The sequence below is a fragment of the Nocardiopsis potens DSM 45234 genome (assembly GCF_000341105.1).
Lineage (GTDB): Bacteria > Actinomycetota > Actinomycetes > Streptosporangiales > Streptosporangiaceae > Nocardiopsis_A > Nocardiopsis_A potens.
The window spans coordinates 34,575-53,681 of sequence record NZ_ANBB01000001.1 but is presented as its reverse complement, the minus strand read 5'-3'; the positions used below and the strand labels follow the sequence as shown (position 1 = coordinate 53,681).

General features: G+C 74.9%; 14 protein-coding genes. 5 read left to right on the top strand and 9 right to left on the bottom strand.

What is annotated here, in order from left to right:
- Positions 1 to 202: 202 nt before the first annotated feature.
- Complete coding sequence (locus D459_RS0100200) at positions 203 to 793, bottom strand: SACE_7040 family transcriptional regulator (protein ID WP_017590960.1); 591 nt, start codon at positions 791 to 793, stop codon at positions 203 to 205.
- A gap of 158 nt (positions 794 to 951) precedes the next feature.
- Between D459_RS0100200 and D459_RS0100195 the strand changes: the two genes are divergently transcribed.
- The 5 genes from D459_RS0100195 to D459_RS0100175 all read left to right on the top strand — a co-directional run bounded on the left by D459_RS0100195 (position 952) and on the right by D459_RS0100175 (position 7,992).
- On the top strand, positions 952 to 2,577 hold the full coding sequence (locus D459_RS0100195; protein WP_017590959.1) for a carboxyl transferase domain-containing protein: 1,626 nt from the start codon (positions 952 to 954) through the stop codon (positions 2,575 to 2,577).
- 27 nt (positions 2,578 to 2,604) lie between these two features.
- Complete coding sequence (locus D459_RS0100190) at positions 2,605 to 4,806, top strand: acetyl/propionyl/methylcrotonyl-CoA carboxylase subunit alpha (protein ID WP_017590958.1); 2,202 nt, start codon at positions 2,605 to 2,607, stop codon at positions 4,804 to 4,806.
- Positions 4,803 to 5,972 (top strand): acyl-CoA dehydrogenase family protein, encoded by a 1,170-nt coding sequence (locus D459_RS0100185; protein WP_017590957.1) that lies wholly within the window; start codon positions 4,803 to 4,805, stop codon positions 5,970 to 5,972. Before D459_RS0100190 ends, D459_RS0100185 begins: the two co-directional genes overlap by 4 nt.
- A 192-nt stretch (positions 5,973 to 6,164) precedes the next feature.
- Entirely contained in the window at positions 6,165 to 7,031 is an 867-nt protein-coding gene (locus tag D459_RS0100180) for an alpha/beta fold hydrolase (protein WP_017590956.1), read from the top strand.
- Between the two features lie 94 nt (positions 7,032 to 7,125).
- Complete coding sequence (locus tag D459_RS0100175; RefSeq protein ID WP_017590955.1) at positions 7,126 to 7,992, top strand: hypothetical protein; 867 nt, start codon at positions 7,126 to 7,128, stop codon at positions 7,990 to 7,992.
- 42 nt (positions 7,993 to 8,034) lie between these two features.
- Here D459_RS0100175 and D459_RS0100170 read toward each other — a convergent pair whose 3' ends face one another.
- From D459_RS0100170 to thrS, 8 genes are all read right to left on the bottom strand, one after another.
- Positions 8,035 to 8,574 (bottom strand): GNAT family N-acetyltransferase, encoded by a 540-nt coding sequence (locus tag D459_RS0100170; RefSeq protein WP_026119918.1) that lies wholly within the window; start codon positions 8,572 to 8,574, stop codon positions 8,035 to 8,037.
- Positions 8,575 to 8,623: 49 nt separating this feature from the next.
- Positions 8,624 to 10,426 (bottom strand): vWA domain-containing protein, encoded by a 1,803-nt coding sequence (locus D459_RS0100165; RefSeq protein WP_017590953.1) that lies wholly within the window; start codon positions 10,424 to 10,426, stop codon positions 8,624 to 8,626.
- Complete coding sequence (locus D459_RS0100160; RefSeq protein WP_017590952.1) at positions 10,423 to 11,484, bottom strand: ATP-binding protein; 1,062 nt, start codon at positions 11,482 to 11,484, stop codon at positions 10,423 to 10,425. The genes D459_RS0100165 and D459_RS0100160 overlap by 4 nt, the downstream gene beginning before the upstream one ends.
- A 146-nt stretch (positions 11,485 to 11,630) precedes the next feature.
- The gene (locus D459_RS0100155) at positions 11,631 to 13,238 is read right to left on the bottom strand and encodes an amidohydrolase (protein WP_152522863.1); all 1,608 of its coding nucleotides are present in this window, start codon (positions 13,236 to 13,238) and stop codon (positions 11,631 to 11,633) included.
- Between the two features lie 182 nt (positions 13,239 to 13,420).
- Entirely contained in the window at positions 13,421 to 14,206 is a 786-nt protein-coding gene (locus D459_RS0100150; RefSeq protein ID WP_017590950.1) for a class I SAM-dependent methyltransferase, read from the bottom strand.
- 242 nt (positions 14,207 to 14,448) lie between these two features.
- On the bottom strand, positions 14,449 to 15,357 hold the full coding sequence (locus D459_RS0100145) for an SDR family oxidoreductase (RefSeq protein ID WP_017590949.1): 909 nt from the start codon (positions 15,355 to 15,357) through the stop codon (positions 14,449 to 14,451).
- Between the two features lie 157 nt (positions 15,358 to 15,514).
- Complete coding sequence (locus D459_RS0100140; protein WP_017590948.1) at positions 15,515 to 16,753, bottom strand: phospholipase D-like domain-containing protein; 1,239 nt, start codon at positions 16,751 to 16,753, stop codon at positions 15,515 to 15,517.
- Positions 16,754 to 16,917: 164 nt separating this feature from the next.
- A complete protein-coding gene (gene thrS / locus D459_RS0100135) occupies positions 16,918 to 18,888 on the bottom strand; it encodes a threonine--tRNA ligase (RefSeq protein WP_017590947.1) in 1,971 nt (656 codons plus the stop codon).
- Between the last annotated feature and the right edge of the window lie 219 nt (positions 18,889 to 19,107).

Here is a 19,107-nt window from a genome sequence, read left to right as displayed (position 1 = left end):
CCCGCCCCTACCTCCGCCGTCGCCGCCCGTCTTGAACCTTCGCTCCGCGATGCGCCGCGCCCGACCGACCGGCCGGTCCCCCTCCCCTCTGATCCTCTGGTGGGCGGTGTTGCAGCGGACACTGGAAACCACCCGCTCCGATAGGGCCTCCGATAGGGCCGCAGCGCCGAGGTCATCGGGGTCGGGGGCGGGGCGGGAGTGCTCAGCCGGCGGGCGCGTCCTCCGCGGCGGAGAGCAGGGCGGCCCGGCCCATCCGGAACAGCAGCGCCGACATCCGCTCCGGGGCGAGCCGGCCCGCGCTGTGCGGGGTGGAGTTGAGCAGCCCGAAGACCGCGTGCACGCCGGCCCGCAGGGTCTCCGCGGGGACGCCGGGGCGCAGCTCCGCCAGGACCGCGACCCACCGCTCGGTGTAGCCGCGCTGCAGGCTGCGGATCCGGCGGCGGTCCGGATCGGGGACGTTGCCGAGTTCGCGGTCGTGCACGGTGATCAGGGCCGGCTCGTTCAGCGCGAAGTCGATGTGCCCGCGGAGCAGGGCGTCCAGCGCGGCGCCGGGCCCGGCGGCCGCGGCGGCCAGCTCGGCGCCCTGCGCGGCCAGCCGCTCGCTGATGTCCAGCAGCATCGCGCCGAGCAGCGCCTCCTTGCCCGGGAAGTGCCGGTAGAGCGCGGGGCCGCTGGTGCCCACCGCGCGCCCCAGGTCCTCGATCGAGGCGCCGTGGTAGCCGCGCGCCGCGAACAGTTCGGCCGCCGCGCGCAGGATCTCCGCGCGGCGCGCTCCGGCGACCCGGTTGGCCATCGGCGCTCCCCTCGTCCTCCCCGGCCTCCGCCGGTCCCGCCCCGGCCAGGGGCACCGGGGCGGAATCGTACCGCCGCCGGCCGGTGTGACCCTGGACACCGATGTTAATCATCATTAACATCAGCCATGTTAGCGGTCATTAACCAAGAGGGGAATCGATGAGCAGGGCACCCGCGCTCTCCTCCGCGGTCGACACCGGCTCCGCCGCGTTCGCCGCGAACGCCGAGGCCAACAGGGCCCTCGCCGCCCGGCTCCGGGAGCGGATCGCCGAGACCTCGCTCGGCGGCCCGGAGAAGACCCGCATCCGCCACGTCGAACGCGGCAAGCTCCTCCCCCGGGACCGGGTCCGGGCCGTCCTCGACCCCGGGTCGCCGTTCCTGGAGCTGTCCCCGCTCGCCGCCTGGGGCCTGTACGGCGAGGACGGCGGCGACGCCCCCGCCGCGGGCATCATCACCGGCGTGGGCCGGATCGCCGGGCGCGAGGCCGTCATCGTCGCCAACGACGCCACCGTCAAGGGCGGCACCTACTACCCGATGACGGTGAAGAAGCACCTGCGCGCCCAGGAGGTGGCGCTGCACAACCGGCTGCCCTGCGTCTACCTGGTGGACTCCGGCGGCGCGTTCCTGCCCATGCAGGACGAGGTGTTCCCGGACCGCGAGCACTTCGGCCGGATCTTCTACAACCAGGCCACCATGTCCCGGCTGGGCATCCCGCAGCTGGCCGCGGTGCTGGGCTCGTGCACCGCCGGCGGCGCCTACGTCCCGGCGATGAGCGACGAGGCGGTCATCGTCCGCGAGCAGGGCACCATCTTCCTCGGCGGGCCGCCGCTGGTGAAGGCCGCCACCGGCGAGGTGGTCACCGCCGAGGAGCTGGGCGGCGGCGACCTGCACTCGCGCGTCTCCGGGGTCACCGACCACCTCGCCGACGACGACGCGCACGCGCTGTCCATCGTCCGCGGCATCGCCGGCACCCTGGGCCCGCGCCCCGAGCCCGCCTGGGAGCGGCGCGAGTCCCGTCCGCCCGCGCTCGACCCCGGCGAGCTGTACGGCATCGTGCCGACCGACACCCGCACCCCCTACGACGTGCGCGAGGTGATCGGCCGCATCGTCGACGCCAGCGAGTTCACCGAGTTCAAGGCCGAGTACGGCTCCACCCTGGTGACCGGCTTCGCGCACCTGCACGGCCACCCGGTCGGCATCGTCGCCAACAACGGCATCCTGTTCGCCGAGTCGGCGATGAAGGGCGCGCACTTCATCGAGCTGTGCGACCGCCGCTCCATCCCGCTGGTGTTCCTGCAGAACATCTCCGGGTTCATGGTCGGCCGCGACTACGAGGCCGGCGGCATCGCCAAGCACGGCGCGAAGATGGTCACCGCCGTCTCCTGCGCCCGGGTCCCCAAGTTCACCGTGGTCATCGGCGGCTCGTTCGGCGCCGGCAACTACAGCATGTGCGGCCGCGCCTACTCGCCCCGGTTCCTGTGGATGTGGCCCAACGCCCGGATCTCGGTGATGGGCGGCGAGCAGGCCGCCTCGGTGCTGTCCACGGTGCGCCGCGACCAGATGGCCGCCCGCGGTGAGGAGTGGCCCGCCGAGGCGGAGGAGGGCTTCAAGGCGCCCATCCGCGAGCAGTACGAGGAGCAGGGCGAGCCCTACTACTCCACCGCCCGGCTGTGGGACGACGGCGTGATCGACCCCGCGGACACCCGCACCGTGCTCGGCCTGGGCCTGTCGGCCGCCCGCCGCGCACCGCTGGAGCCCGTGGGCTACGGCGTCTTCAGGATGTGAGCCACCGTGCCGGATGAGAGGTTGACGATGACGACGACGGGCCCCCGAGAGCAGGCCACCGGCTGCCGCCCCGGCGAGCCCCCCGCGGTGCTGGTCGCCAACCGGGGCGAGATCGCGGTGCGGATCATGCGCACGCTGCGTCGGCTCGGCATGCGGTCGGTGGCGGTCCACGGCGACGGCGACGCCGGCGCCCGGCACGTCCGGGAGGCCGACACCGCCGTCCGCCTCGGCGGCGCAGCGCTGGCCGACAGCTACCTGAACGGGCCGGCGATCGTCCGCGCCGCGCGCGCCGCCGGCGCCGCCATGGTCCACCCCGGCTACGGGTTCCTCTCCGAGAACGCCGGGTTCGCCCGCGAGTGCGCCGCCGCGGGCCTGGTGTTCGTCGGCCCGCCGCCGGAGGCCATCGAGGCCATGGGCGACAAGATCCGCGCCAAGGCCGCGGTCGCCGCGGCCGGGGTGCCGCTGCTGCCCGGCTTCGCCGAGGAGCCCGGCGCGCCGCTGGGCGACGCCGAACTGGCCGCGGCCGCCGAGCGGGCCGGGTACCCGCTGCTGATCAAGCCGTCGGCGGGCGGCGGCGGCAAGGGCATGCGGCTGGTCCGCGCCCCCGAGGAGCTGGCCGCCGCCGCCGCGGCCGCGCGCCGCGAGGCCCTGGCCGCCTTCGGCGACGCGACGCTGCTGGTCGAGCGGTACGTCGAGCGGCCCCGCCACATCGAGGTGCAGGTCCTGGCGGACGGCCACGGCACCGTGCTGCACCTGGGCGAGCGCGAGTGCAGCCTGCAGCGCCGGCACCAGAAGATCGTGGAGGAGGCGCCGTCCCCGCTGGTCGACCCCGCGCTGCGCGCCGCGATGGGCGAGGCCGCGGTCGCCGCCGCCAAGGCCTGCGGGTACGTGGGCGCGGGCACGGTGGAGTTCATCGTGCAGGGCGGGCCCGGCGGCTCCGCCCCGGAGTACGCGTTCCTGGAGATGAACACCCGGCTCCAGGTCGAGCACCCGGTCACCGAGGAGGCCGTCGCGATCCGCGGGCGGCGCGGCATCGACCTGGTCGAGCTCCAGCTGCGGGTGGCGCAGGGCGAGCCGCTGCCGTTCGACCAGGCCGACGTGGGGCTGTCCGGGCACGCGGTGGAGTGCCGGGTCTACGCCGAGGACCCCGCCCGCGAATTCCTGCCCACCGGCGGGACCGTGCTGCGCCTGGACGAGCCGGCCGGCGAGCACGTCCGGGTCGACTCCGGGCTGGACGAGGGCACCGAGGTCACCTCCGCCTACGACCCGATGCTCGCCAAGGTGGTCGCCTGGGCGCCGGACCGGGCCTCCGCGCTGCACCGCGCCTCGGCCGCGCTGGCCGGCTACACCCTGCTCGGCTGCGGCACCAACGTCGCGTTCCTGCGCCGGCTGCTGGCGCACCCGGCGGTCGCCGCCGGCGACCTGAGCACCGACCTGACCGAGCAGGTCCGGCCCGAGCTGGTGCCCTCCCCCGAGCGCGCGGTCCCCGAGGAGGTGTACGCCGCGGCCGCCCTCGACCACCAGCTGGGCCTGGAGCCGGAGGGCGCCGGGGCCGACCCGTTCGAGGTGCCCAGCGGGTGGCGGGTCGGCGGCCGGGAGTGGACCACCTGGCGGCTGCGGGCGCCGGGCCGGGACCCGGTCGCGGTGGACGTGCACCGGATCGGCCCCGCCGAACCCGGTGCGGCCGGCGGCGGCGCCCGCCGCTACCGGGTGCGGGTCGCGGGCGCGGAGCCGGCCGAGGCCGCCGCGTCGCGCTCCGCCGACGGCCGCACCCTGACCGTGGCCCTGGCCGGGCGCACCGAGCGGTACGCCCGGGCCGCCCGCGACGGCGAGCTGTGGCTCGGCCGCGCCGGCGCGGCCTGGTCGTTCTCCGACGCCCCCTCGGTGGCGCCGATGCGCGACCCGGCCGCCGCCGACGACGGGCCGCTGCGCAGCCCGATGCCCGGGACCGTGCTCGCGGTGCCGGTCGCGGTCGGCGACGAGGTCCGGGCCGGGGCGCCGGTCGTCGTCGTCGAGGCGATGAAGATGGAGCACTCGGTCGCCTCCCCCGTCGACGGGACCGTCGCCCACCTGGCGGTGCGCCCCGGAGACGCGGTGGCCATGGACGCGGTCCTGGCCACCATCGCCCCCGCCGGCGCGGACGGCCCCGCCCCGGCCCCGCCGGGCGGCGCCGGACCCGCCGCCCCCGACCAGCCCGCACCGGACGAACCCGCCGAGGAGCAGGAATGACCGCGATGACCCGACCCACCGCCCTGTCCGCCGAGCACGAGGAGCTGCGGGCCACCGTCGAGGCGTTCGCCCGCGAGGAGGTGGCGCCGGTCATCGGCGACCTCTACGAGCGCGGGGAGTTCCCCTACGACATCGTCGCCAAGATGGGCCGGATGGGCCTGTTCGGGCTGCCGTTCCCGGAGGAGCACGGCGGCATGGGCGGCGACTACTTCGCGCTCTGCCTGGCCCTGGAGGAGCTGGCCCGGGTCGACTCCTCGGTGGCGATCACCCTGGAGGCCGGGGTGTCTCTGGGCGCCATGCCGATCCACCGGTTCGGTTCGGAGCAGCAGAAGAAGACCTGGCTGCCCCGGCTCTGCTCGGGCGAGGCGCTGGGCGCCTTCGGCCTGACCGAGCCGGGCGGCGGCTCCGACGCGGGCGCCACCCGGACCACCGCCCGGCTGGAGGGCGGCGAGTGGGTGGTGAACGGGTCGAAGTGCTTCATCACCAACTCCGGGACCGACATCACCGCGCTGGTGACGGTGACCGCGGTGACCGGGGAGCGGCCGGACGGCCGCCCGGAGATCTCCGCGATCCTCATCCCCTCCGGCACCCCCGGCTTCACCGTCGGCAGGAAGTACTCCAAGGTCGGCTGGAACGCCTCGGACACCCGCGAGCTCGCCTTCGACGGCGTCCGGGTGCCCGAGGCCAACCTGGTCGGCGAGCGCGGCCGCGGCTACGCCCAGTTCCTGCGCATCCTGGACGAGGGCCGGATCGCCATCGCCGCGCTCTCCGTCGGCCTGGCCCAGGGCTGCGTGGACGAGAGCCTGCGCTACGCCGCCGAGCGCGAGGCGTTCGGCTCCGCGATCGGCGGCTACCAGGCCATCCAGTTCAAGATCGCGGAGATGGAGGCCCGCACGCACACCGCCCGGCTGGCCTACTACGACGCGGCCGCCCGGATGCTGGCCGGGGAGCCGTTCAAGAAGGAGGCGGCCATCGCCAAGCTGGTGGCGTCCAACGCCGCCATGGACAACAGCCGGGACGCCACCCAGGTCTTCGGCGGCTACGGGTTCATGAACGAGTACCCGGTCGGCCGGTTCTACCGGGACGCCAAGATCCTGGAGATCGGCGAGGGCACCTCCGAGGTGCAGAAGATGCTCATCGCCCGGGAACTGGGCCTCCCCGCCTGACCCGCCCCGGCCCGGCCCGGCATCGATGCGGCGCCGGGCCGGACGCCCCTCCCGTCGACCGCTCCGGCGAGGCGCCTCCGGGCGCGGACGCCTCCCGGGCGGCCGGTACCGTTGTCCCGACCGGGCCGTACCCGGCGGGGCGCCCGCGCCGCCGCCCTTCCGCCCGGACCGCGACCCCTGAGGAGGACCGAGGTGAGCGCGCCCGTGCCGACCCGCCGCCGGCGGCGGAGAAGGGGGTCCGCCCCCGCACCGGAGGGCCGCGGGGCCGTCGTCTACGACCTCGCCGGCTCGGGCACCCCGGTGGTGCTGCTGCACGGCCTGGGCCACCGGCGGCAGACCTGGTACCCGGTGATGCGGGAGCTGGCCGGCGCGCACCGCCTGCTCGCCCCGGACCTGCCCGGCTTCGGCGCCTCCGACGCCCCGCCGCCCGGCGCCCGCTACGACGTCGCCTCGCTGGCCGACACGGTGCAGCGGATGTGCTCCGAGCTCGGCCTGGAGCGGCCGCACCTGGCCGGGAACTCGTTGGGCGGAGCGCTCGCGCTGGAGCTGGGCGCGCGCGGGTTCGCCGCCTCGGTCACCGCCTTCTCCCCCGCCGGGTTCGCCCCGGCCGCCACGCACGCGGGGCTGCGGCTGCTGGCCGCGGGTGCCCGCGCGGCCGGCCGGGTCCCCGAGCCGGTCCGGGTGGCCGCCGCGACCAGCCCGCCGGCCCGCGCGATCGCCCGCCGGGTGCTGCGCGGCGACCCGGCCTCCCCCGCCGCCGCGCACCTCGCCTTCGACGCGACCCTGGTCGGCGCGGACTCCCCGTTCGTCCGCCTGGTCCCGCGGATCGCCTCCTACCGGTTCGCCTCCCCGGTCCCCTGCCCGGTGACCATCGCCTGGGGCGACCGGGACCGGCTCCTGCCGCCGTCGGGGGCGCCGCGCGCCCTGCGCCGCATCCCGCACGCCCGCCTGGTCACCCTGCTCGGCTGCGGCCACATCCCGATGGCCGACGCCCCGCACCTGGTCGCCGCCGAGATCGCCCGCACCGTCTCCACCGCCGAACACCTGGCGGCCGGCTGACCCGCCCGCGTCCTGGAATTCCAGCAGAGGCGGATTTCCCGGTTCTTCTCCACTTCCGACGGCTTCGCCACGGCACCGCCGCTACCGTCCCGACATGCCCAGCCCCGAGCACGAGATCCGGACCGAGTTCTTTCGGAACCGGCCGGAACTCGCCCCCTTCCTCCTCGAATCCGTATTCGACCACCTGCTGCCGGAGTACGCCTCCGCCAGAGCCGCCCCCACCGACTGCAACGACCTCCAGCCGAAGGAGTACCGGGCCGACACCGTGGTCGCCCTCACCGACGGCTCCGGGAGGAACCGGTTCGGCATCGTGGTGGAGGTCCAGCGCGGCCGGGACGAGCGCAAGCGGTTCAGCTGGCCGGTCTACCTCGCCACGGTGCGGGCCCGGCTGGAATGCCCGGCGCTGCTCCTGGTGGTCTGCTGGAGCGAGCGGACCGCCTGCTGGGCCCGCGATCCGATCGACATCGGGCACCCGGACCGGGTGCTGCACCCCATCGTCCTCGGCCCCGCCGAGATACCGGTCGTCACTTCGGCCGAGGACGCCCGCGCCGACCCGGAACTGGCCGCGCTGTCGGCCCTCGCACACGGCTCCGAGCAAGAGAAGACTCTCCGGGCATTCGCCGAGGCGCTGCGCTCCGTGTCCGACGACCGCTTCGCCCTTTATCATGACCACGTGGTCGCCGAGTTCTCAGCGGCGGCCCGAATCCACTGGGAGGCACTGATGGCAGAGAGCGGAAGCGCCCTCAAGACCGAATTCGCCCGCAGGCACCACGGAAAAGGCCTCTCCGAAGGCCTGACCAAAGGCGAAGCACTCGCCATCATCGAATTCCTCAAGGCGCGCGGCATCCCCGTCAGCGAGCAGGCGCGCGAACGCATCACCTCCTGCACCGACCGCGGAACCCTGGAGACCTGGATCCGCAAGGCCGCCACCGTCGCCGCTGTGGACGAACTGTTCGACTGATCCACCCGGCTCCGGCCGCCCCGGGACTCCGCTCCGGGGCGGTCAGAGGTCCTTGCCGTAGGCGAGCAGGGTGAAGCCGGGGATCGGACTCCAGTCGCGGTCCGGGAGGCGGGTGAAGCCGCGGGAGGTGTAGAGGCGCTGGGCCGCCGCCATGGCGGGCTGGGTGGAGAGGACGATCCGGTCGGCGCCGCGGGCGGCGGCGCGCCGCTCCACCTCGGCCATCAGGGCCCGTGCCACGCCGCGGCCGCGGGCCTGCGGGGCGACCGCCAGGGCGCGGACCTCCGTCTCGTGCGCTCCGCGGGCGACCTCGCTGTTCGGCGTCCAGGGCTCGATCATGACGGTGCCGAGCAGCGCGGGCGCCGTTCCGGGCCCGCCACCGGGATCGGCGGCGGCGTCGACGTCGGAGGCGTCCCCGGCGGCGTGGGCGGCCACCAGGATCTCACCCTTGCCGCCCGATCCGAGGCGGCGCAGCACCTCGGTGTAGGGCGGGTGCACGGAGAGCAGGTCCTCGGCCCGGTACGCGGCGACCCGCAGCTCTCCGACCTCGGCGGCCTCCTCCGGGAGCATGTCTCGAACGATCATGGCCCCATTCGAGCACCCGCCGGTGGCGGCCTCCCTCCCGGGGCCGGGGTCAGTGGACCTCGAAGACCGGGCCGGCGGGGCGGAACGGGAGCCGGCCGCCGCGCGGCAGGAGGTAGGCGTGCTCGCGGCGGACGCGCAGGGTGTCGCACCAGCCGTCGGTGATGACCAGCAGCGGCGCCGTGTGCGGGAAGTCGTCGGCGCGGTGCAGCAGGTCGATGCCGGGCTGGAGCACCGTTCCGCCGCGGCCGCGGACCCGCACCCGGTCGGCGACCTCGGCGGGGGCGAGGTAGCCGGCGTCGTAGGGGGCGGCGTCGCAGAAGACCACCCGGGCGGCGGGGACGTCGCGGGCCTCGGCGTAGGAGGCGATGGCGCCCAGCGCCTTGCCGAGCAGCCGGGCGTCCATCGACCCGGAGGTGTCCAGCACCACCCCGAAGGTGCACCGCTCCACCTCCTCCGGCGGGAAGTACCGGCCGGCCCGCGGAATGCCCGGGGTGGACGCCTGGCGGCGGGACGGGCGCGCGTAGGAGCGGACCGCCTGCGGGCGGGGCACGAACTCGTCGAACCAGCGGGCCAGCCGGACGTCCCAGGGCGGCGGCGGGTGGGCCAGCGCCCGGATCTCCTCCACCAGGCCGGCCGGGAGCAGCCCGCGCTCGCCGCGGTCGTGCAGCTCCAGGCCGCGGACCAGGCCGCGCCGGTAGAACTCGTCCAGGTCGACGTAGTCCTTGGGCGGCCGGGGCAGGGGCTCGCCGAGGACGTCGCCGGCCCCTTTGCCGCGCAGGGTGGACAGCCGGCGGATCCGGCGCGCGTCCGCGGCGATGCGGTCGTAGACCTCCTCCGCGGAGAGGCCGGCCAGCCGCGGGTCGTGCAGCACCCCGTGCGGCATGGCGCCCACCTCCATCTCGCGCAGCCACCCGTTGACCACGTAGTCGGCGGCGACGTTGAACAGGTAGGGATCGCGCGGGCCGCGCCGGTCCCCGTGGCGGAGCGCGGCGTGCAGCATCTCGTGGGCGAGGATGAACCGCCACTCCTCGTCGGTGTGCGAGGCGAACGGGTTGAGGTAGATCTCGCCGGCCGAGGCGTCCACCGCGGCGATCGCGATGCCGTGCGCCCGGGCCAGGTCGGCGTCGGCGACCAGCTCCATCCCGGCGGCGATGCCGCCGAGCAGCGGGTAGGAGGAGATGAACCAGTCCATCGCCCGCTCCCAGGGGCGCCGGTCCCGGATGCGGCCGTCCGGTCCCAGGGGCCTGCCGCCGGCCTGCTCCATCGCCGCGGACATGGTCCGGGTCAGCCCGTGCGCGAACGCCCGCTGCCAGTCCGGCCGCTGCCGGTGGCCCAGCCAGCGGAGCGGCCGGTGGTCGGGGCCGGCCCCGCCGGGGCCGCAGCGGGCGTACTCCTCGGGGACGCCGTCGCGGCGCCACCGCTCGGCGAGGGCCTCCTCGTCGGATCCGGGGAAGTCGAGCGGGACGTGGGCGGGCGGGGTCCCGGTCCCGCCGAGGGTGGACTGGAACCGGGCGACCGCGGCGCACCTGGCCGCGGCCAGAGCGGCGTCCGGCTGCTCCGGTTCCCCGGTGGCCGCGGGCACGTGGCCGAAGCCCAGGTGGAGCACGCAGTGCGCGATGGCCCACGTCCACTCGGCCGGCTCGGCCCGCCGGGAGGCGTTCACGTGCACGACGCCGTTGGAGTCGACCGCGGCCATCCCGCCCGGCGCGACGTGCGTGCAGCCCGTCTCGCAGTAGGCCACCTCGATGGCGGAGAGCACCGGGTGGGCCGCGGCGGCGGCGGCCCCGGCCCGGAAGGCCTCCCGGGCCGGGTCGGGGCGCCCGCCCTTGCCGCGCCTACCGCCCCGGCTCACCGGCGCGCCTCGACCAGCCGGGGCATGTCCCGGGCCGCCTCGACCAGGAACCAGGAGGGCAGCACCGGTTCGCCGTCGGGGCCGTCGGCGATGACCGAGCGCGCCACCTCCACCGAGACCTCGGCGAGCTGGACCAGCAGCGCCTTGGAGCGGTGCACGGTCTGGCGCACCGCCGGGGAGGCGTGCTCCTTGTTCGCGGGGAGCTCCTTGACCAGGCGGCCGCGGAACGCGTCGGCGAGGAAGTAGAGCAGGTCGCGGTCCTCGGGGCGGTGCGGCCAGCGGGCGTCGCCCTTGATGACGGCCTCCAGGCCGTACCGGCTGCGCACCACCTTGGCGTAGCCGCAGAAGGCGGTGGCGTGCGCCGGGGTGAGGGTGCCGTGCGCGATGACGGCGAGGGTCTCCTCGTCCACGTCGGAACCGAAGGAGTGCAGCGCGTCGGAGAGCATGTGCCAGGAGCGCGGCGTGGAGAACGGCTCCTCGGTCTTGGGCGGCGCCGACCAGAGGTGGTCGGGCCGGTCGGTGATGTAGTCGGTGACCCAGGGGTGGATGCCGCTGTCGGCGGCCCAGGCGAGCCAGTCGGTGGCCGACGCCTGCAGGTGCACGTGGGTGAGCCGGTTGACCAGCGCGGACGCGATGGGCCGGGCGAGCGCGTTGTCGGTGGCGCGGTTGCCCGCGCCGATCACGATGCTGCCCGCGGGGAGTTCGTAGCCGCCGATGCGGCGGTCCAGGATGAGCGAGTAGAACGCCTTCTGCACGTCCGGGGAGGCGGCGTTGAGCTCGTCCAGGAAGAGGCAGTACGGCTCGTCCCGGGCGATGGCCTCCGGCGGGCAGAACACCGACCGGCCGTCGCGGATCTGCGGCACCCCGATGAGGTCCTCGGGGGCGAGCTGGGTGCCCAGCAGGCTCACGCACTCCAGCCCCAGTGACTCCGCGAACCGCCGCACCAGCGACGACTTCCCGATCCCGGGCGCGCCCCAGAGGAAGACGGGGCGGACGGTGGCCAGCCCGAGCAGCAGCTCGGGGACGCGGGCGGGGGTCACGGCGACGGCTGCCTGCACGCAACGGCTCCTTCGGTGTCGGGGGACGCGCGCGCAGGGGCGCTGTGTCCGTTTCCGCCCAGATTGCCGGAGCGGGAGGAGGAGCGGCAACCCGTTTTCCCCTGCTCCGCCCCTGCCGGGCGCCGCCCCGCACCGCCGCGTGAGGGTCAGGCCGCGCGCCGGCCGGCCAGCCAGGTGCCGCGTTCGGTGATCGAGGCGATCTCCATCGGGTCGACGGCGCGCGGGTCGCGGTCCAGCCAGACCAGGTCGGCGTCGGCGCCGGGGCGGAGGGTGCCGCGGCGGTGCTCGGCACCGGCCTGGTAGGCGGTGCCGGTGGTGTAGGCGGTGAGGGCCTGCTCCGCGGTGAGCCGCTCCTCGGGGATCCAGCCCCCGGCGGGGTCGCCCGCGAAGGTGCGGCGGGTGACCGCCACCTGGATCCCGTCCAGCGGGCGCTCGGTGCTGACCGGCCAGTCGCTGCCGAAGCTCAGCCGGGTGCCGCCGCGGAGCAGGGTCGCCATCGGGTACTGCAGCGCGGCGCGGCCCTCGCCCAGGCGCGGGATGGTCAGGTCGACCTGGAGCGGGTCGAGCTGGGCCCAGTACGGCTCGAAGTTGGCGACCGCCCCGACCCGGGCGAACCGCTCCAGGTCGGCCGGGTCGACGAGCTGGGTGTGCGCGATGACCGGGCGGCGCGGCCGGGGCGGGTTGGTGCGGGCCGTCCGCTCCAGCGCGTCCAGGGCGTTGCGGACGCCGGCGTCGCCGATGGCATGGACGTGCACCTCGAAGCCGAGCCGGTCGAAGGCGGCCACCGCCTCGGCCAGCGCCGCCCCGGGCCACACCGGCATGCCGTGCGAGTGCGGGCGGTCGGTGTAGGGCTCCAGCAGGGCGGCCGTGCCGCCCTCGATCACCCCGTCGGCGAAGAACTTGACGGTGCGCGCGGTGAGCAGCCCGGCCGCGGCGGGTTCGGCGCGGACCTCCTCGCGCAGCTCCGGGAAGGCGGACAGCTGGTCGCGCCACTCGCCGGGGTCGGCGCGCAGGGCCAGGTCGGCCCGGGTGAGCAGGGAGCCGCGCCGGGCGGCCTCCAGGTAGGCGCCGACCGTGGCCGGGTCGACCCAGGCGTCCTGGTACCAGGTGATGCCCGAGCGCAGGTAGCGCCGCCCGGCGTCGGCGAGGGCGCGCACCCGGTCGCCGGCGGCCTCCTCCGGGACCAGGTCCAGGACCAGGTCGACGGCGCCCCATTCGCGCAGCGTGCCCATGGGGGTGCCGTCGGCGCGGCGGACGATGGCGCCGTCGCCGGGGTCGGGGGTGCCGGCGGTGATGCCGGCCCGGCGCAGCGCCTCGGAGTTGACCCAGACGGTGTGGTAGTCGTAGGCGTGCAGCACGACCGGGCGGTCGGGCACGGCGGCGTCGAGCACCCGGGCGTCGAACTCGCCGCGCGGCGCGATCGCGGGGTCGTAGCTGCCGCCGACGATCCACTCGGCCCCGGGGTTCTCGGCGGCCCAGCGGCCCACGGCGGCCGCCACCCGCTCCGGGTCGGCCAGGTCGCGGACGGGCGGGCCCTGCGCCTCCAGCCCGCCGAAGAGCGGGTGGGCGTGGCCGTCGCCGAAGGCCGGCATGAGCAGGCCGCCGTCCAGGTCGACGACGTCGGCGGCCGTCCCGGCGAGCGCTTCGGCCTCGGCGCCGGCGGCGACGATCCGCCCCTGCGCCGCGGCGAGCGCGCCGGCGTCCCCCTCGCCGGTCCACACGGTTCCCCCGGTCCAGACCGTCACATCCCGCACAGCCGCCTCCCGCACCGAAGCGGGGCGCCGGTGGTGCCCGGCGCCCCGCCGCCGACGTTCTCCGAACGGCCGCTCAGGCTACCGGGGTCCGCCGCGCCGGAACAGTGCCCGCCCGGCCCTCCGGGGCCCGCGCCCGCCTGCGGCGGGCTCCGGGCCGGGCGGCGGCCGGCGCGGCGGGGGCGTCACGGCCCCGCGGTGACCCGGATCTTGGACTGGCCGTGCGGGCGCTTCTCCCAGTCGTCCATGAACCGCGCCTGCAGGCCGTGCTTCTCGGCGAGGGCGATGAGCGTCCCGGTCCGGTAGTAGAAGTCCTCGCGCAGCACCTGGTGCTCGGCGCCCTCGGTCCGGTCGAAGGTGAAGTCGAAGAAGCCGCCGGGGGCCAGGATCCGGCCCACGTGCGCCAGGCACTCGTCGATGACCTCGATGGGCGAGTGCGAGAAGACGCTGTGCGCGTGCACCACGTCGAACCGGCCGTCCGGCAGGAAGTCGAAGGTGAGGTCCTGGGTGATGGTCAGGTGCGGCAGCTTCTCCTGCAGGCCGCGCTCGGCCAGCACCTTCTTGGCGGCGATCAGGATGTCCGGGGAGATGTCGATGCCGTAGTAGTTGCCCTCGTCCAGGTAGTCGATGAAGCGCCAGCCGGCCCGCAGGTTGCCGCAGCCGATGTCGAGCATCCGCTGGTCCGGTTTGAGCCCGTGCTCGACCAGGTAGTCGAACTGCATCTTGCCGAGCGCGAGCCACCGCTTCTCGTTCCGGCTGCCGACCGCCGCCTTGGGGTCCCGCGCCGCGTCGGAGGCCATCACCGCCCGGTAGTAGGAGACGTGGTCCCGGTGGAGGAGGCGGAACCTCAGGTCCCGTGCGGAGCGCTGCACGTAGGGCAGGATCCTCCCGGGGTTGCGCAGCGCGTAGCGCACCTTGTGCGGCAGCGAGGAGCGGTTCGCGTTCAACGAGGCGGTCGTCTTCTTCGGCATCGCTCGGTTCTTCCGTTTCGGGATCGTTCCGCCGCGACCGGGGTGCGGGCCCGGCGGTCGAAGGCGCAATGGCATCACGCGTCGGTGACGCGAGGGTACTTCTTCCGGACGGGAGGTGAGGAATCCGGCGACGGGAAGGTGTACGCGTGTCCCGCCCCGGGCGATGGTCTTGACGTTGCGGGGGTATTCCGAGCGCTCGGAATACCCCCGCAACGTCAAGACCATCGGAGAGGAGGGCCGGCTCAGGCCCCGTAGGCCGGTTCGGGTTCCGGGGCGTCGCGGATCAGGCCGCGCACGGCGGCGCCGACGTCGGCCGGGTCCCAGCGGGCCCCGCGGTCGGCGGCGGGTCCGTGCCGGAAGCCGTCCATCAGGCAGATCCGGCCGCCCTCGGCCTCGAAGACCCTGCCGGTGACCCCCGTGCACTCCGCCGAGCCCAGCCAGACCACCAGGGGCGAGACGTTGGCCGGGTCCATGGCGTCGAACGCGCCGCCGCCGGGGCGGGCCATCTCCGCCGCGAACGCCCCCTCGGTCATCCGGGTGCGCGCCGCCGGGGCGATCGCGTTCACCGCCGCCCCGTACCGGCCCAGTTCGGCCGCGGCGACCAGGGTGAGTCCGATGATCCCCGCCTTGGCCGCGGAGTAGTTGGCCTGGCCCACGCTGCCCAGCAGCCCCGCCCCCGAGGAGGTGTTGACCACCCGCGCCACCGGCGTCCGGCCCGCCTTGGCCTCCGCCCGCCAGTGCGCGCCGGCCTGCCTCAGCACCAGGAAGTGCCCCTTGAGGTGCACCCGCAGCACCGCGTCCCACTCCTCCTCGGAGATGTTGACCAGCATCCGGTCGCGCAGGAACCCGGCGTTGTTCACCAGGGTGTCCAGCCGCCCGAAGGCCCGCAGCGCGGTGTCCACCGCCTCGGCCGCGCCGGCGGCGGTGGCGATGTCGCCGGTGGCGGTGACCGCCTCGCCGCCGGCCGCGCGGATCTCCGCCGCGACCTCCTCGGCGGGGGCCGCGGAGCCGCCGGCGCCGTCCAGGCCCACGCCGACGTCGTTGACCACCACCCGGGCGCCCTGCCGGGCGAACTCCAGGGCGTGGGCCCGGCCCAGCCCCCGGCCGGCGCCGGTCACCAGCGCCACCCGGCCCTCGCAGATCCCGCCCATTCCGCCTCCCGGTCGGCCCGCGCGCTCGGGGGCCCGGCCGCGGCCGGGCCCGTCCCGCACCGGCCGCGCACCGGGCCCGCCCGGTATCCCCTTTTTCTAACAAACGCTTGGGCGGAACGTAAGGGCCCGGAACCGCGCCGGCCGCGCGGCCGGCGGCTCAGAACAGCGGCCGGAGCGGCCCGATGATGCGCTCGGTGAGCTTGGCCAGCAGCGGCCTGCCGCGCCACTCGGCCTCGGTCAGCGGCACCGCGTTGGTGCTGTCGTTGGCGAAGACCTCCTCCAGGTGGGCGGCGACGCCGTCGTCGTAGATCTCGACGTTGATCTCGTAGTTCCCGGTGAGGCTGAGCCGGTCCACGTTGGCGGTGCCCACGGTGGACCAGCGGCCGTCGATGGTGGCGGTCTTGGCGTGCACCATCGCCCCGCGGAACCGCCACAGGGTCACCCCGCCGCGCAGCAGCGCGCCGTACAGCCCGCGCGACATCCAGTCCGCGACGATGTGGTTGGAGTCGGCCGGCACCAGTACCCGCACGTCCACCCCGCGCTGGGCGGCGGCCACCAGCGCGTCGACGATCTCCCGGTCCGGGATGAAGTAGGCCTGGGTGATGTAGATGTGCTCCCGGGCCCGGTCGATCGCGTCCAGGTACATCCCGCGGATCGGGTAGACGAGCAGGTCCGGCACGTTGCGCTGGGCCTTGATCGCGGGCGTCCACTGGGCCTCGCCGATCGCGGTGAGCCGGGGCTGGCCCGCCCGGCGGTGCCGGTTCCAGAACTCGCAGAAGGCGTTCTCCAGCTCCCACACCGCCGGGCCGGAGATGCCCAGGTGGGTGTCGCGCCACTCGGTGGCGTAGGCCTTGCCGACGTTGTAGCCGCCGACGAAGCCGGTCTCGCCGTCCACGGTGAGGATCTTGCGGTGGTCCCGGCCGATCTTGCGGACGTCCAGCAGCAGCACCCCCGGGTGCACCACCGGGAAGCGCAGCACGTTCACCGAGGGCGGGAAGCGGAAGAAGGAGCGCGGCACCACCAGGTTGGCGAAGCCGTCGTAGACGACGTGGACCTCCACGCCGCGCTCGGCGGCGGCGATCAGCTCGCGCTTGAACTCGCGCCCGGTCTGGTCGCCCTTGACGATGTAGGACTCGAACAGGATGCGCCGGCGCGCCCCCCGGATCGCGTCCAGCATGTCGGAGAACAGGTCCTCGCCGTAGGTGTAGGTGGTGACGAGGTTCTCGCCGACCGGCAGCTCCTTGGGCGCGGTCCGCGGGAAGCGGGCGCGCTTGGGGCGGACCCGCTTGCGCCACAGGTCGATGCCGATCAGGCCGATGATCGCGGCCGCCTGAGCGGTGAAAAGGCCGATGATCAGGCGCTTGACGGCGGTGATGATGGTCGTTCTTCGAAGCATTCCGTCGTCTCCGGTCCGCGGACCGCCCGGCCCGTGCCGGGCGGCCCCCCACGCTACCCTCCGCGCGCCCCCGGCGCCGTACGGTGCGACACGCCGCGTCCCCCTCCGCGGGGCGGAGGGGGACGCGGGCGGGGGCCGGTGCCGGCCCGGAGCCGGGTGCGGGGCTACTTCCTCTCGCGCACCGCTTCGACGATCTCGCGCACGGCCTCGTCGATCGGAACGCCGTTGTTCTGCGACCCGTCGCGGTACCGGAAGGAGACGGCGCCCTTGCTCACGTCGTCGTCCCCGGCCAGCAGCATGAACGGGACCTTCTGCTTCTGCGCGTTGCGGATCTTCTTCTGCATCCGGTCGTCGCCGGCGTCCACCTCGACCCGGATGCCCTCGGCGCGCAGCCGCCGCGCGACCCCGTCCAGGTGCGGGACGTGCTCGGCGGCGATCGGGATGCCCACCGCCTGCACCGGGGCCAGCCACGCCGGGAACGCGCCCGCGTAGTGCTCCAGCAGCACCGCGAAGAACCGCTCGATCGAGCCGAACAGCGCGCGGTGGATCATCACCGGGCGCTGCCGGGTGCCGTCCGCGGCGGTGTACTCCAGGTCGAAGCGCTCCGGCAGGTTGAAGTCGACCTGGATGGTGGACATCTGCCAGGTGCGGCCGATGGCGTCCCGGGCCTGCACCGAGATCTTCGGCCCGTAGAAGGCCGCGCCGCCCGGGTCCATGACCAGTTCCAGGCCCTGCTTCTCCGCCGCCTGGCGGAGCGTCTCGGTGGCCTCGGCCCACACCTCGTCGGAGCCGATCGACTTCTCCGGGTCCTTGGTGGACAGCTCCAGGTAGAAGTCGTTCAGGCCGTAGTCGCGGAGCAGGTCCAGCACGAAGGTGAGCAGCGAGTCGAGCTCATCGGCCATCTGCTCCTTGGTGCAGTAGATGTGCGCGTCGTCCTGGGTGAAGCCGCGGGCCCGGGTCAGGCCGTGCACCACGCCGGACTTCTCGTACCGGTACACGGTGCCGAACTCGAACATGCGCAGCGGCAGCTCCCGGTAGGACCGGCCGCGCGCGCCGAAGACCAGGTTGTGCATCGGGCAGTTCATCGGCTTGAGGTAGTAGTCGATGCCGCCGTCCAGCTGCATGGGCGGGTACATGCCGTCCGCGTACCAGTCGAGGTGGCCCGACTTCTCGAACAGCTTCCCCTTGGTGGCGTGCGGGGTGTAGACGAACTCGTACCCCGCCTCCTCGTGCCGCCGGCGCGAGTACTCCTCCATCTCCCGCCGGACGACGCCGCCCTTGGGGTGGAAGACCGCCAGCCCGGAGCCGATCTCGTCCGGGATGGAGAACAGGTCCAGCTCCGCGCCGAGCCTGCGGTGGTCGCGCTTCTCCGCCTCCTCCAGGAACGCCAGGTACTCCTTGAGCGCGTCCTTGGTCTCCCAGGCGGTGCCGTAGATCCGCTGCAGCTGCGGGTTGGTCTCCTTGCCGCGCCAGTAGGCCGCGGCGGTGCGCATCAGCTTGAACGCCGGGACGGCCTTGGTGGTGGGCAGGTGCGGGCCGCGGCAGAGGTCCTTCCAGCACAGCTCGCCGGTGCGCGGGTGGATGTTGTCGTAGACGGTCAGGCCGCCGGCGCCGACCTCGACCGAGGCGCCCTCGGCGTCGGAGGCGCCGCCCTTCAGCCCGATCAGCTCCAGCTTGTAGGGCTCGGTGGCGAGCTCGGCGCGGGCGTCCTCGTCGGAGACGTCGCGGCGCTGGAAGCGCTGCCCCTGCTTGACGATCTCCTGCATCTTCTTCTCGATGGCCTTGAGATCGGCGGGGGTGAACGGCTCGGTGACGTCGAAGTCGTAGTAGAAGCCGTTCTCCACCGGCGGGCCGATGCCCAGCTTGGCCTCGGGGAACAGCTCCTGGACCGCCTGGGCCAGGATGTGCGCGGTGGAGTGGCGCAGGATGGCGCGGCCGTCCTCGGAGCCGATCTCGACCGGCTCCACGGCGTCGCCGTCGGCCAGCTCCCGGTACAGGTCGCGCAGCTCCCCGTTGACCCTCGCGGCGACGGTCGTGCGGCCGTCGGCCTCCAGCGCCTGGCCCGCCGTAGTGCCGGCCGCCACCGCGCGCTCGGTTCCTGCGACGGTGATGTGCAGCTCAGGCTGGGCGGACACGGTGACTCCTCAAATCTTCTCCGGGATCGTCCGGAGGACACCGCCCCGCGGGCGTCCGCGCTCCGGCGGACCGTGCGGCGGGCGGGCCTCCCTGCACCGATGCTATCGGGTGAGCGGGTCTCCCGGAGCGCCCCCGGCCTCCCCCGCCCGCCGGGTACCGTTCGGCCACACGGGTATGCACAACGCGGGGGCCGGACGCGGCGAGGACACGGAGGCTGC